This window comes from Streptomyces sp. NPDC017056 (genome assembly GCF_044332485.1).
Lineage (GTDB): Bacteria > Actinomycetota > Actinomycetes > Streptomycetales > Streptomycetaceae > Streptomyces.
Genome location: NZ_JBIRPD010000009.1, coordinates 261,271 through 274,375, shown reverse-complemented (window position 1 = coordinate 274,375; position 13,105 = coordinate 261,271). Strand labels below are relative to the sequence as shown.

Sequence of the window (13,105 nt, the reverse complement as noted above, 5' to 3'; positions counted from 1 at the left end):
CCTGTGCACCGTGATCGCCCCTCCCGGTCCGATGGATCCGTCCCCTTACCCGCAGAGTGTCAAGAAAAGGTAATACGGTTCAAGGAATCCGCCCGATCCGTACACACCCCGGACATGGTCGTGACCTCCTCGCGAACACCGGTGCGACCAGGGCTCCTTTATCCGGCGATCCCGTGCGATGATGTGCGCGCCATGTGCCGGGCCGCCCCTCACCGGGCGCGCCCTCGTACGGGTGCCACGCTCAGCCAACTGCATACCGGCCGCTTGAATCCGCGCGGGAGAGTCCCCGGCCGTCACGGCGGGGCGCCGAAGGAGCAAGTCCTCCCTTGAATCTCTCAGGCCCCGATACCGCGCGGGCGAGGCAGATCTGAAAAGCGGGCCGCCGTGGTGTGGCTCCACCCAAGGTGCAAACCGGACCGGTGACGGCTTTCCGGTGAACCTCTCAGGTTCCGATGACAGATGGGGAGACCGTCTTGTCACCCATGCCCGGGAGCCAGAACCATGACCGAAGCCCCCCGCCGGACCGCGCTGGACACGATCCACCGCGCCCTCGGCGCGACCATGACCGACTTCGCCGGCTGGGACATGCCGCTGCGGTACGCCAGCGAGCGGGACGAGCACACCGCCGTCCGCACCCGCGCCGGCCTCTTCGACCTCTCCCACATGGGCGAGATCACCGTCACCGGGCCGCGCGCCGCCGACCTGCTGGACTACGCGCTGGTCGGCAACATCGGCGGCGTGGCCGTCGGCCGCGCCCGCTACACCATGATCTGCAACGCCGAGGGCGGCATCCTGGACGACCTGATCGTCTACCGCCTCGCCGAGACCGCGTACATGGTCGTCGCCAACGCCTCGAACGCCCAGGTCGTGCTGGACGCCCTCACCGAGCGGGCGGACGGCTTCGACGCCGGGGTCCGCGACGACCGGGACGCGTACGCGCTGCTCGCCGTGCAGGGCCCCGAGTCCCCCGGCATCCTCAAGGCCGTGACCGACGCGGACCTGGACGGCCTCAAGTACTACGCCGGGCTGCCCGGCACCGTCGCGGGCGTGCCGGCGCTGATCGCCCGCACCGGATACACCGGCGAGGACGGCTTCGAGCTGTTCGTCCGCCCGGCCGACGCGCCGGCCCTCTGGGAGGCGCTGACCGAGGCGGGCAAGGGCGCCGGCCTGGTGCCCTGCGGCCTGTCCTGCCGGGACACGCTGCGCCTGGAGGCGGGCATGCCGCTGTACGGGCACGAGCTGACCACGGACACCACCCCGTTCGACGCGGGCCTGGGCCGGGTCGTGAAGTTCGAGAAGACGACGAACGGCGGCGACTTCGTGGGCCGCGCCGCCCTGGAGGCGGCCCGGGACCGCGCCGAGGCCGCGCCGCCCCGCAAGCTGGTGGGGCTGATCGCCGAGGGCCGCCGGGTGCCGCGCGCCGGCTACGCGGTCGTCGCCGACGACGGCTCGGTCATCGGCGAGGTCACCTCGGGTGCACCCTCCCCCACTCTCGGCAAGCCCGTCGCGATGGCCTACGTGGACGCCGCGCACGCCGCGCCCGGCACGGCGGGTGTGGCGGTGGACATCCGTGGCACCCACGAGCCGTACGAGGTCGTGGCGCTGCCGTTCTACAAGCGCCAGAAGTGACGCCCGTACCTCCGTCCCAGACGCGTCTCCGTCTCATCTGTCAAGACCCCTGCACCGAGCACGCCACCGCATCCAGGAGAATCAAGACATGAACAACCCCCAGCAGCTGCGCTACAGCAAGGAGCACGAGTGGCTGTCGGCCGCCGAGGAGGGCGTTTCGGTGATCGGCATCACCGAGCACGCCGCCAACGCGCTCGGCGACGTCGTCTTCGTGCAGCTTCCTGAGGTCGGAGACACGGTCACGGCGGGCGAGACCTGCGGTGAGCTGGAGTCGACCAAGTCCGTCAGCGATCTCTACTCCCCCGTCGACGGTGAGGTCACGGAGATCAACGAGGATGTCGTCAACGACCCCTCGCTGGTGAACACCGCCCCGTTCGAGGGCGGCTGGCTGTTCAAGGTGAAGGTCAGCGGCGAGCCGGACGACCTGCTCTCGGCCGACGAGTACACCGCCTTCACCGGCTGAGCCCGCCCACCCGCCGCCTGGCGGGGCCCCGTGCCCCGCGTACCCCAGGAAGAGTCATGTCGCTTCTGAACAGCTCCCTCCACGAGCTCGACCCCGACGTCGCCGCCGCCGTCGACGCCGAGCTCCACCGCCAGCAGTCCACCCTCGAAATGATCGCGTCGGAGAACTTCGCCCCCGCCGCCGTCATGGAGGCCCAGGGCTCGGTCCTCACCAACAAGTACGCCGAGGGCTACCCGGGCCGCCGCTACTACGGCGGCTGCGAGCACGTCGACGTGGTCGAGCGGATCGCCATCGACCGCGTCAAGGCGCTCTTCGGCGCCGAGGCCGCGAACGTGCAGCCGCACTCCGGCGCGCAGGCCAACGCCGCCGCGATGTTCGCGCTGCTCAAGCCGGGCGACACGATCATGGGCCTGAACCTCGCGCACGGCGGGCACCTGACCCACGGCATGAAGATCAACTTCTCCGGCAAGCTCTACAACGTGGTGCCCTACCACGTCGACGAGGAGTCCGGCCTGGTCGACATGGGCGAGGTCGAGCGCCTGGCCAAGGAGACCCGCCCGCAGCTGATCGTCGCCGGCTGGTCGGCGTACCCGCGCCAGCTGGACTTCGCGGCGTTCCGCCGGATCGCCGACGAGGTCGGCGCGTACCTGATGGTCGACATGGCGCACTTCGCCGGCCTGGTCGCGGCCGGGCTGCACCCCAACCCGGTGCCGCACGCCCACGTCGTGACCACCACCACGCACAAGACCCTCGGCGGTCCGCGCGGCGGTGTGATCCTGTCCACCCAGGAGCTCGCCAAGAAGATCAACTCGGCGGTCTTCCCCGGCCAGCAGGGCGGCCCGCTGGAGCACGTGATCGCGGCGAAGGCGGTGTCCTTCAAGGTCGCGGCGAGCGAGGAGTTCACGGAGCGCCAGCAGCGCACCCTGGACGGCGCGCGCATCCTCGCCGAGCGCCTGACGCAGTCCGACATCACCGAGCACGGCGTCTCCGTGCTGTCCGGCGGCACCGACGTGCACCTGGTCCTGGTGGACCTGCGCAACAGCGAGCTGGACGGCCAGCAGGCCGAGGACCGCCTCCACGAGGTCGGCATCACGGTCAACCGCAACGCCGTCCCGAACGACCCGCGGCCCCCGATGGTCACCTCCGGTCTGCGGATCGGCACCCCGGCGCTGGCCACCCGCGGCTTCCAGGCGGAGGACTTCCGCGAGGTCGCCGACATCATCGCCGAGGCGCTCAAGCCGTCCTACGACGCCGACGCGCTCAAGGCCCGGGTGACCGCCCTGGCCGGCAAGCACCCGCTGTACCCCTCGCTGTGACCCGCGCCACCCGGCCGCCGGGGGCGCGCCCTGCCGCCGCGGCCGTGTGACGCGTTTCATGAAGTACGCCCCGCAAGGCGCCGCCGAGGCGGTGTCCGAGGGGTGAACAGGCCGTGCGCCCGGGGTCGTTGACCTCGGGCGCACGGCTTTTCCGTCCCCCTTACGGTGATTTTCCGCCCCATAGGCTGAGAACGGCCCCTCAACGACGCGGGGCCCTTCGCACCACAGCAGGACGGAACACGCACGGCATGGACATGAGCGCGGGCAACCGCAAGGGGATCGGCCTCTTCGCGCTGATCATGATCGGCATCGGTTCGATCTTCGGCTCCGGATGGCTCTTCGGCGCCGGCGCCGCCGCCCAGGTGGCCGGGCCCGCGGCGCTCGTCGCCTGGGTCATCGGCGCCGTCTTCATCGGCATGATCGCGATGTCCTACGCGGAGGTCGGCTCGGCTTACCCCATCCCCGGCGGCATGGCCCGCTACGGCCACCTCTCGCACGGCCCCGTCCTCGGCTTCCTCACCGGCTGGGCGGTGTGGATCGCGGTCGCCTCGCTCATCCCGATCGAGTCCATCGCCGCCACCCAGTACATGTCGTCCTGGAGCTTCGGCTGGGCCCAGGGGCTGGTCGACCCGGCCACCCACCACCTGACCACGGGCGGCATGGGCGTGGCGCTGCTGCTGACCTGCGCGCTCTGGCTGACCTGCTACTGGTCGGTCCAGCTGCTGGCCCGCGCCAACACGGTCCTGACGCTGGTCAAGTTCGCGATCCCGGTGCTGGCCGTGGCCGCGCTGATCGCCTCCGGCTTCCACACCTCGAACTTCACCGCCCAGGGCGGCTTCGCTCCGTACGGCTGGCCCGCCGTGCTGACCGCCGTGACCACCTGCGGCGTGGTCTTCGCCTTCAACGGCTTCCAGGCCGTGGTCAACCTCGGCGGCGCGGCCAAGAACCCCGGCAGGGCCATTCCGATCGCGCTGGTCGGCGCGCTCTCGCTGGGCCTGGTGATCTACCTCGCGCTGCAGGCCGCTTACCTCGGCGCGGTGCCGCCCGAGCAGCTCGCGCAGGCCGGCGGCTGGCAGGGGGTGAACTTCAACTCGCCCTTCGCCGACCTGGCCAAGGTCCTGATGCTGCACTGGGTCGTCACGATGCTCCAGTTCGGCGCCTTCATCTCGCCGGCCGGCTCCAACATCGCCAACGTCGCGTCCGCCGCGTACATGGTCCAGAACCTCGCCGAGACCGGTTTCTTCCCCAAGAAGCTGGCCGCCGTGCACCCCCGGTACGGGACCGCCCGCCCCGCGATGTGGCTCAACCTCGGCTTCTCGGTCCTGCTGCTGGTGACCGTCGGCCACAGCTGGAACGCGCTGGCCAGTGTGATCTCCGCCGCCATGGTCATCTCGTACCTCATCGGCCCGATCGCGGTCGGCGTCTTCCGGCAGACCAAGCCGGACCTGCCGCGCCCGTTCCGGCTGCCCGCCGCGAAGGTCCTCTGCCCGCTGACCTTCGCCTTCGCGGCCTGCGCGCTGTACTGGTCGAAGTGGCCCGACACCGGCAAGGTCGCGCTGCTGACGCTGATCGCGGCGCCGGTCGCCGCGGTGGTGCTGCGGTGCCGCGGCGAACGGAATCTGCGCCGGCACTTCGCGCCCGCCTGGTGGCTGGTCGGCTTCCTGGTGTGGATGTCCGTGCTGTCCGCGCTCGGCAGCCCCGACTTCGGCGGCCACGGCGTCATCCCCGGCGGCCTGGACATCGCCCTCGTCGCGCTCTCCGCCGTCGCCTTCTACTACTGGGCGGTACGCGCCGGGGTCCTCGCCCACCGGGCGGGCCTGCCCGGGCCCGACCCGGTGCTCGACGGCGGGACCGGCCCCACTGCGTCTTCCGTAGTTGACCCGGAGGACAGCCGTCCGATGGCCTCCGTCTGAAAGTCTGTCCGCCGTCCGGGTTAGGCTCGACAGTCGGCGCAGAAACGTACCTCCTGTTTCGTCCGCCCCTTTAGCTCTATTTGCTCCACCGTCCACCACGAGCAGACAAGGGAGTCCGCCACCGTGGCCATCTCCGTCTTCGACCTCTTCTCCATCGGCATCGGCCCGTCCAGCTCCCACACGGTCGGACCGATGCGCGCCGCCCGCATGTTCGTCGGGCGCCTCAAGAAGGACGGCCTGCTCGCGCAGACGACGGCGGTACGGGCCGAACTCTTCGGCTCGCTCGGCGCCACCGGCCACGGCCACGGCACCCCCAAGGCCGTCCTGCTCGGCCTGGAGGGCCACTCCCCCCGCACCGTCGACGTCGAGACCGCCGACGACGAGGTCGAGCGGATCCGCAAGAGCGGCCGGCTGCGGCTGCTCGGCGCCGAGATAGGCACCGACCACGAGATCGACTTCGACGAGTCGACCGAGCTGATCCTGCACCGCCGCCGCTCCCTGCCGTACCACGCCAACGGCATGACCCTCTTCGCGTACGACGCGGCCGGCGCCCCGCTCCTGGAGAAGACCTACTACTCCGTCGGCGGCGGCTTCGTCGTCGACGAGGACGCGGTCGGCGAGGACCGGATCAAGCTGGACGACACCGTACTGAAGTACCCCTTCCGCACCGGCGACGAGCTGCTGCGCCTCTCCCGCGAGACCGGCCTGTCCATCTCCTCCCTCATGCTGGAGAACGAGAAGGCCTGGCGCACGGAGGACGAGATCCGCGCCGGACTGCTGGAGATCTGGCAGGTCATGCGGGACTGCGTGACCCGCGGTACGTCCCGCGAAGGCATCCTGCCCGGCGGCCTGAAGGTACGCCGCCGCGCCGCCAACGGCGCCCGCGCGCTGCGCGCCGAGGGCAACGCCGAGGCCCACGCCATGGAGTGGACCACCCTCTACGCCATGGCCGTCAACGAGGAGAACGCGGCCGGCGGCCGGGTCGTCACCGCCCCCACCAACGGCGCGGCCGGCATCATCCCCGCCGTCCTGCACTACTACATCAACTTCGTGCCCGGCGCGGACGAGGACGGCGTGGTCCGCTTCCTGCTGGCCGCCTCCGCCATCGGCATGCTCTTCAAGGAGAACGCCTCCATCTCCGGCGCCGAGGTCGGCTGCCAGGGCGAGGTCGGCTCCGCCTGCTCCATGGCGGCCGGCGGCCTGGCCGAGGTCCTCGGCGGCACCCCCGAGCAGGTCGAGAACGCCGCCGAGATCGGCATGGAGCACAACCTCGGCCTGACCTGCGACCCGGTCGGCGGCCTCGTCCAGATCCCGTGCATCGAACGCAACGGCATGGCCGCCGTCAAGGCCGTCACCGCCGCCCGCATGTCCCTGCGCGGCGACGGCCGCCACCACGTCTCCCTCGACAAGGTCATCAAGACCATGAAGGACACCGGCGCCGACATGAGCGTCAAGTACAAGGAAACCGCCCGGGGCGGGCTGGCGGTCAACATCATCGAGTGCTGACGCCGGGGCCCGGCCCACGACGTGCCGGCGCCCGGCCGCCGGGCCGGGCCCGGCCGCTCAGGCGCAGACCTTCTCGACCTCCCGCAGGAACGCCCTCCAGCCGGATATCCGCCGGCCGCGCCCGGCTCCCTCCAGGCTGATCCGCAAGGTCGTCCGCAGCGGCCAGGGCGACCGCATGATCGCCTCGTTCCGCCGGGCCAGCCGCGTCAGCTCCTCCTCGGTCGGCATCCGGTCGCTCTTGGCCCCGTTGCACTTCTCGTGGGCGACGGCGAGGTTCCACAGCGTGTCCAGGTCGGGCCCGCGCCACCCGCCGACACTCTCGAAGCGCCGCATGAGCGCGTACGGGAAGACGTGGTCGACGGCGATCCGGTCGGCGGGCCCGACCGGCTCGTCGCATATGTGACAGCGCCCGTGCTGAAACCCGGCCACGGCCGCGGCGACACCGGTGACCGGACGGCGCCGGCGCCGGTCCGTCAGATGCAGCGTCTCCCGGTCGACGCGGACGCCCTCCTCTATCAGGGTGCGGCCTATCCCGGTCGCGAAGGAGTTCTCCACGATGCTCCACCGGGCGTCCAGCTCGGCACGGAGCCCGTCGACCCCGTACGACCCGGCCACCCGGCCGAGGGCGGAACTGAGCAGCACCGTCCGGCTGCGCGGGCTGCCGGCCAGCTCGTAGAAGCGGTGGGGCACCTCGGCACCGCCGTGATGGTGGAACTTGCGCATGACCATCACCTGCATCGACCGTTCCGCCGCGGCCAGCAGCCGCTCGGTGGGACGGCCGAGGCGGCGGGACTCCGCGCTCTCGCGCGCCGCGACGGTCAGGAAGTCCGTCTCGCGCGCGGCCGTGCCCTCCGGCGCCTGGGGCGCCCGGGCAGCGCGTTCGAGAAGAGTCATCGCATACGGGGCGGCGAGGTCGCGCAGCGGGATCTCCGTGTGGCCCTGGGACGCGTGGTGCAGCAAGGCATTGCCGAGGGCGAACTTGTACGTGCGGGAGTTGCGGCCCATGAGGATCGCCAACCGCCAGGACGCACGGGCCGACGGGTCGGTGGCGTAGAAGTCGTCGTGGGTCACATCCGCTCCTTCTCGAAGGCGAGGGAGGTCCAGTGGATGTCGTCGCGTCCGAGCTCGTCCGGGTGGGCGCTCTCGTGGATCGGGGTCAGGCCGTGTCGGGCGGCGAGGGTGGTTGTTTCGGGGGCCGGGATGTCGTACATCTGCCGGTCGGCGGGTGGTGGGCCGTGCCTCAGGGAGAGGAGCAGGCGGCCGCCCGGGGCGAGGAGGGTGTGCAGGCGCCGCATGGCCACCGGGCGGTCCGGGGCGTCCAGGTGCATCCACACGGCGGAGAGCAGGATCAGGCCGAAGCTCCCCTCCTCGTCCTCGATGCCGGACAGGGCGGGCAGGGAGTCCGCCTGCCAGCGGATCGCCGGGGAGGGGTGCAGCCGCCTGCCGACGGCGCGCAGCTCGGCGACGGGCTCGACGGCCAGGACGTCGTGTCCGAGGGCGGCCAGCGCGGCGGCGTCCCGGCCGGTGCCGGCGCCGATGTCGGCGACGCGTGCCGGGGCCGCGGGCAGCAGGGGCAGGAAGTCGCCGTGCACGGTCTCGAACCGGACGCTCTCATACCGCCCGGCCAGTGCTTCCGCCGCCCGTGCGTAGTACGGCTGGACGCCCGGCGCGGCCCCTGCCGTCGACGGCCGCGCGTCACCGGACCGGCTGTCCGCTCCCCTGCTCGTTCTCGTCATGCCCGCACCCTACGACCCGCCACTGACAACGCCGCCCAGCCCGGCCCCGCCCCCGCTCACTTGCCTATTTCCCAGGCGAACGGGGGGAGTTCGCGGGCTCGCAGGTACACCTCCAGGGCGCTGGGTGCCGGGACGAAGGGGTGGACGCGGGCGCCTTCGAGGCCGGCCAGGAGCCGGGCGCAGTGGTGGACGCAGCCCGCGACCTCGTGGCCGTGGCGGTAGACGATCGTCGCCGCCTCGCGCGGGCCCTCGCACGGGGTCGGGTCCTTGGCGGGCGCCGCGGGGCAGCGTGACTGTGTGCCGCCGTGCTGGTGTTCCATGACGAGCCTCCCCCTGGCGGGCGGTGCGTACGGTGCCGGTGGCGGCGGTGCCGTCCACCGTCGCCCAGGGGGGTGTTGCTCGCCTCCGTGCCGGTACATGCGCGCCTTGGCGAACATCTGGGACGGTGATGAATCGTTTGGGGGCCAAGCAGTGGTGCAGGGTTCTCGGGGTGCGGGAGTGCGGGGCTGTGACGTACGGGGTCGGCGCATCGGGTCGGCGCACGGGGCCTGGCCGAACCGTGGTGGTTTCCCGGCCGGCCCGCGCGTCCTCGCCGACCGGGTCCCGTAACCCCTCCCCGGTATCCGAGGGCCCGATGCCTACGCATGGCTACCGATCCGGGCAGCCGGTCACGAGTGATCGGAGAACGTCACAGACGACCGCTCGCGCATCAACAAGGCGTTGATCAGCGGAAGTTCGACGCCGACCCCTGGCGGAAGATGCCGTGGACATGTTGAACTGCTGATAACACCAGGTGACGCATCGTAATCGATCGTTTTCGGTCGGCAGGAGGCCGCTCATGCTGCATGGCGTCGACGTCAGCTCACACAATCCGTCGTATTCGGCGACCGGTCTTGACTTCGTGATCATCAAGGCGACGGAGGGCCGCTCGTACATCAACCCGCATCAGAACGCGCAGGCGGCCAAGGCCCGCGATGCGGGCTGCGTGGTGGGCTTCTACCACTTCCTGTGGCCGGGCAACATCGCGGCGCAGGCGAGGTACTTCGTCGACGAGTGCGCGTCCGAGGAGGGTGACCTGCTGGCGGCGGACTGGGAGCGCACCGGCGGCGGCACGTACGCGAGCAACGCGCAGAAGGACGAGTTCCTCAAGGAGGTCAAGCGGCTGCGGCCCACACACCGCGTGATCCTCTACTGCAACCGCGACTTCTGGCTCAACCACGACTCCACCTCCTACGCCGCCGACGGCCTGTGGATCGCCGACTACGTGTCCGCCGGGAAACCGCGCATCCAGGCCGACTGGCTCTTCCACCAGTACACGAGCCGGCCGCTGGACAAGGACGTGGCCGACTTCCCGGACAGGGCCGCCATGAAGAACTGGGCGGCTCCGGCATAGAGTCTGTAGGTGTCCGCACCAGCACCGCGCAGGCACTGCGCACCGCGCTGGCCCCTCGTGTGAAGGAGCAGCCGTGACCGACCCGGCGTCCACGTCCCAGCAGCAGGAGATCGCCCGGGATCTCCAGGTGTCCGCGTCGTTCGACGCCCAGGCCGAGATCGAGCGCCGGGTGGCCTTTCTCGCGGAGCGGCTGACGTCCACCGGCCTGCGCGCGCTGGTCCTGGGCATCAGCGGCGGCGTGGACTCCACCACCGCCGGCCGGCTGTGCCAGCTGGCGGTGGAGCGGGCCCGCGCGGCCGGGCACGACGCGACGTTCCACGCGATGCGGCTGCCGTACGGCGTGCAGGCCGACGAGCACGACGCGCAGCTGGCGCTGGACTTCATCAAGCCCGACCGGCAGCTGACCGTCGACATCCGCCCGGCGAGCGACGCGATGCTCCAGGCGGCGCTGGCCGGCGGGCTCGCCTTCCGGGACGACCGGCACCAGGACTTCGTCCAGGGCAACATCAAGGCCCGCCAGCGCATGATCGCGCAGTACGCGGTCGCGGGCGCCCAGGACGGCCTGGTCGTCGGCACCGACCACGCCGCCGAGGCGGTCTCCGGCTTCTTCACCAAGTTCGGCGACGGCGCGGCGGACGTGGTCCCGCTCACCGGCCTGACCAAGCGCCGGGTGCGGGCCGTGGCCGACGCGCTGGGCGCCCCGGCCGAGCTGGTCAAGAAGGTGCCGACCGCCGACCTGGAGACGCTGGACCCGGGCAAGCCGGACGAGGACGCCCTGGGCGTCACGTACGACGAGATCGACGACTTCCTCGAAGGCAAGCCGGTCGGCGAGCAGGCGTACGAGTCGATCGTGCGCCGCTACCACGCCACGGCCCACAAGCGTGAGCTGCCGATCGCTCCCTGACCGGCACCGGCCCGCTCCCGGCCGCCGTCCCCTCGCCCGTCATGCTCCGGCAAGGGGACGGTCACCGCGGATGTGCGCAATCGTGGCCGGCGGCGGGCATGCATGGGGCATGCGAAGCCGTGAAATGCGATCGGAAGATCAACTGTCAGTGGGGGCCTCTACGCTCCGGAGCATGGGTTACGCAGACCTGCGCGAACTCCAGACCGCGCTGACGACCGCATCCGACATCGCCTCCTCCCTCCAGGCGGCGCCCACCCGGCGGGACGCCGACCAGCTCGTCGACGTCCTGCGGCAGGCGCTGACCGCCGCCAGCTCGCTCAGCACCGCGGCCGGGCCGACCGGCTGCGCCATACATCCCCACGGCGCCGTCGATCCGCTGTACGGCGACCCCGAGGACCCACTGCCTCCGGGGTACGGCAAGTGCCTGCTGTGCAACGACCGCCGCCGCCGTGCGGACGCCGGCCCCCACCAGCCGTACCACCGGGACCGGGGAGGGCACCTTGGGCGCAGCGCGTAGCATCCGCCCATGCGACCGGCCAAGTACAGCGACGAAGACCTGGAACAGCACTCCCTGCGGCGCCGGGTGCCCGACGACGGACAGCGCTCCGGATTCGAGCACGACGTGGACCGGATCCTGTATTCGACCCAGTGGCGGGCGCTGGCCGGCAAGAGCCAGGTGGTGGCCAGCGCCGAGCTGGGCGCGTACCACACCCGGCTGACGCACTCGATGAAGGTGGCGCAGCTCGGACGGCGGATGGCCGAGCGGCTGGAGCGCCGGTACGGCGGCCCCAACCCGGCCCTCGTCGAGGCGGCCTGCATGGCGCACGACATCGGCCACCCGCCGTTCGGGCACGCCGGCGAGCTCGCGCTGCGCACGACCATGGACGAGCTGCACTTCGCCGACGGCGTGCTGGACAGCTTCGAGGGCAACGCCCAGACGCTGCGGGTCCTCACCTTCCTCGCCGCGCACAAGTACCCGGGCCACCGCGGCCTGCACCTGACCCGGGCCTGCCTGGACGCGTCGACGAAGTACCCGTGGGAGCGGGCGCCCGTCGACCAGAGCCCGGCGCGCCATGTGAAGTGGGGCGTGTACGTCGCCGACCGGGAGGCGTTCGCCTGGGTCAGGGCGGGCCGTACGGACACCGCCGTACCGGTCGAGGAGCAGGTCATGGACTGGGCCGACGACGTCACCTACGCCTGCCACGACGTGGAGGACTTCTACCGCACCGGCCTGATCCCGCTGGCCGCGCTCTTCCCGCCGGACGGCGCGGCGGGCGGTGACACCGAGCGGGAGACCCGGCGCTTCCTGGACTACGTACAGGCCAAGCGGGCGCGCGCGGGCGAGGCGTTCGACCGGGACACGGCGCGGCTGCTGATGGCGGACATCGGCAAGCGGCTGGCCGTGCACGCGCCGTACAGCGGCGGCCACGAGGACGCGGTCGCGGTCAACCGCCGCACCGCCGACCTGATCGCGTACCTCACCCGGGGCATCGAGCTGGAGGTCGGCGGCCCGGACGCGATCCGCTACGGGGCCCGCCTGGTGATCCCCGACGAGCGGCGCGCCGCCTGCGACCTGCTCAAGGAGCTGGTGTGGTGCTATGTCATCGACCGGCCGGCGCTGGCCACGCAGCAGCACGGCAAGCGCCGCATCGTCGGCGAGCTGCTGCGCTGGACCCACGACGCGCCGGAACTGCTGCCCGCCGACCGGGCCGAGGAGCTGTCCCTGCACGGCGACCGGCTGCGGGCCGCGGCGGACCACGTCGCCTCCCTCACGGAGGACCAGGCGGTGGCCCTGCACCGCCGGCTGTCGGGTACGGGACTGGGGTCGGTCAGCGACAACGTGTGGCTGTGAACGGCGGCGGCGGTACCGGCCGGGTCCCGCGGTTGCCGGGGCGCCGGTGGTCGACGGGCATGATGGACCGATGACCACCGATGCGTCCGCCGGGCCGGCCACCGTGACCGTACGGATGTGGCGTGCCGACGCCGTCGTGCTGTTCGACTGGCTGACGAGCACGGATCTCGACGCCGTGCCGGTGACGCACCCCGCCCAGAAGCAGGCCCTGGCGGATCTGCTGTCCCGCCTTGAGTGGGACGCCGACACCGACCTGACCGGCTCGACCGCCGAGGAGATCGCCGCCGCGCAGGAGGAGGTCGCCAGGGACATGAGCTGGTGACATCGCCGCGACCGGACACGGTCCGGTCCGCGGCCCCGGCGTACCGGCCGCTTCGGAGCAGGTACGCCGGG

General features: G+C 71.7%; 13 protein-coding genes and 1 riboswitch. Of the genes, 10 read left to right on the top strand and 3 right to left on the bottom strand.

Going from position 1 to position 13,105, the window contains the following annotated elements; translation table 11 throughout:
- The first annotated feature begins 265 nt into the window (after positions 1-265).
- A riboswitch (glycine riboswitch) is annotated at positions 266-361 on the top strand.
- 140 nt (positions 362-501) lie between these two features.
- The 5 genes from gcvT (at position 502) to ACH4OW_RS18690 (ending at position 6,827) form a co-directional block, all read left to right on the top strand.
- The gene (gcvT, locus tag ACH4OW_RS18710) at positions 502-1,629 is read left to right on the top strand and encodes a glycine cleavage system aminomethyltransferase GcvT (protein WP_360141127.1); all 1,128 of its coding nucleotides are present in this window, start codon (positions 502-504) and stop codon (positions 1,627-1,629) included.
- A gap of 88 nt (positions 1,630-1,717) precedes the next feature.
- Entirely contained in the window at positions 1,718-2,092 is a 375-nt protein-coding gene (gcvH, locus tag ACH4OW_RS18705; protein WP_360141119.1) for a glycine cleavage system protein GcvH, read from the top strand.
- A 56-nt stretch (positions 2,093-2,148) separates the two neighbouring features.
- Positions 2,149-3,408 carry a serine hydroxymethyltransferase gene (gene glyA, locus ACH4OW_RS18700; RefSeq protein ID WP_360141116.1) on the top strand — a complete coding sequence of 420 codons (1,260 nt, stop codon included), beginning with the start codon at positions 2,149-2,151 and terminating at the stop codon, positions 3,406-3,408.
- A 248-nt stretch (positions 3,409-3,656) separates the two neighbouring features.
- Positions 3,657-5,321: an APC family permease gene (locus ACH4OW_RS18695; RefSeq protein WP_398028970.1), complete on the top strand. Its 1,665-nt coding sequence runs from the start codon at positions 3,657-3,659 to the stop codon at positions 5,319-5,321.
- Positions 5,322-5,444: 123 nt separating this feature from the next.
- Entirely contained in the window at positions 5,445-6,827 is a 1,383-nt protein-coding gene (locus ACH4OW_RS18690; protein ID WP_360135423.1) for an L-serine ammonia-lyase, read from the top strand.
- Positions 6,828-6,884: 57 nt separating this feature from the next.
- On the opposite strand, the gene ACH4OW_RS18685 is transcribed toward ACH4OW_RS18690, so the two are convergent.
- From ACH4OW_RS18685 to ACH4OW_RS18675, 3 genes are read right to left on the bottom strand one after another with little or no spacing between them, the layout of a single operon-like run.
- Positions 6,885-7,898, bottom strand: a complete 1,014-nt coding sequence (locus ACH4OW_RS18685; protein ID WP_398028968.1) for an HNH endonuclease — start codon at positions 7,896-7,898, stop codon at positions 6,885-6,887.
- Positions 7,895-8,563, bottom strand: coding sequence for a class I SAM-dependent methyltransferase (locus ACH4OW_RS18680; RefSeq protein WP_398028966.1), 669 nt, complete (start codon positions 8,561-8,563; stop codon positions 7,895-7,897). The genes ACH4OW_RS18685 and ACH4OW_RS18680 overlap by 4 nt, the downstream gene beginning before the upstream one ends.
- 56 nt (positions 8,564-8,619) lie before the next feature.
- Positions 8,620-8,883 (bottom strand): hypothetical protein, encoded by a 264-nt coding sequence (locus ACH4OW_RS18675; RefSeq protein WP_360135429.1) that lies wholly within the window; start codon positions 8,881-8,883, stop codon positions 8,620-8,622.
- A 518-nt stretch (positions 8,884-9,401) separates the two neighbouring features.
- On the opposite strand from ACH4OW_RS18675, the gene ACH4OW_RS18670 reads away from it, so the two are divergent.
- The 5 genes from ACH4OW_RS18670 (at position 9,402) to ACH4OW_RS18650 (ending at position 13,034) form a co-directional block, all read left to right on the top strand.
- On the top strand, positions 9,402-9,956 hold the full coding sequence (locus ACH4OW_RS18670; RefSeq protein WP_360135431.1) for a GH25 family lysozyme: 555 nt from the start codon (positions 9,402-9,404) through the stop codon (positions 9,954-9,956).
- Positions 9,957-10,029: 73 nt separating this feature from the next.
- A complete protein-coding gene (gene nadE, locus ACH4OW_RS18665; RefSeq protein WP_360135433.1) occupies positions 10,030-10,860 on the top strand; it encodes an ammonia-dependent NAD(+) synthetase in 831 nt (276 codons plus the stop codon).
- Positions 10,861-11,032: 172 nt separating this feature from the next.
- Positions 11,033-11,377 (top strand): hypothetical protein, encoded by a 345-nt coding sequence (locus ACH4OW_RS18660; RefSeq protein WP_360135435.1) that lies wholly within the window; start codon positions 11,033-11,035, stop codon positions 11,375-11,377.
- Between the two features lie 9 nt (positions 11,378-11,386).
- Positions 11,387-12,712, top strand: a complete 1,326-nt coding sequence (locus tag ACH4OW_RS18655) for a dGTP triphosphohydrolase (RefSeq protein ID WP_360135437.1) — start codon at positions 11,387-11,389, stop codon at positions 12,710-12,712.
- 70 nt (positions 12,713-12,782) lie between these two features.
- Positions 12,783-13,034, top strand: coding sequence for a hypothetical protein (locus ACH4OW_RS18650; protein ID WP_398028962.1), 252 nt, complete (start codon positions 12,783-12,785; stop codon positions 13,032-13,034).
- Positions 13,035-13,105: the final 71 nt, after the last annotated feature.

Coding starts and splice junctions, on each gene's coding strand:
- gcvT (WP_360141127.1), top strand. CDS start 502: ATGACCGAAGCCCCCCGCCGGACCGCGCTGGACACGATCCACCGCGCC.
- gcvH (WP_360141119.1), top strand. CDS start 1,718: ATGAACAACCCCCAGCAGCTGCGCTACAGCAAGGAGCACGAGTGGCTG.
- glyA (WP_360141116.1), top strand. CDS start 2,149: ATGTCGCTTCTGAACAGCTCCCTCCACGAGCTCGACCCCGACGTCGCC.
- ACH4OW_RS18695 (WP_398028970.1), top strand. CDS start 3,657: ATGGACATGAGCGCGGGCAACCGCAAGGGGATCGGCCTCTTCGCGCTG.
- ACH4OW_RS18680 (WP_398028966.1), bottom strand. CDS start 8,563: ATGACGAGAACGAGCAGGGGAGCGGACAGCCGGTCCGGTGACGCGCGG.
- ACH4OW_RS18675 (WP_360135429.1), bottom strand. CDS start 8,883: ATGGAACACCAGCACGGCGGCACACAGTCACGCTGCCCCGCGGCGCCC.
- ACH4OW_RS18670 (WP_360135431.1), top strand. CDS start 9,402: ATGCTGCATGGCGTCGACGTCAGCTCACACAATCCGTCGTATTCGGCG.
- ACH4OW_RS18660 (WP_360135435.1), top strand. CDS start 11,033: ATGGGTTACGCAGACCTGCGCGAACTCCAGACCGCGCTGACGACCGCA.
- ACH4OW_RS18655 (WP_360135437.1), top strand. CDS start 11,387: ATGCGACCGGCCAAGTACAGCGACGAAGACCTGGAACAGCACTCCCTG.
- ACH4OW_RS18650 (WP_398028962.1), top strand. CDS start 12,783: ATGACCACCGATGCGTCCGCCGGGCCGGCCACCGTGACCGTACGGATG.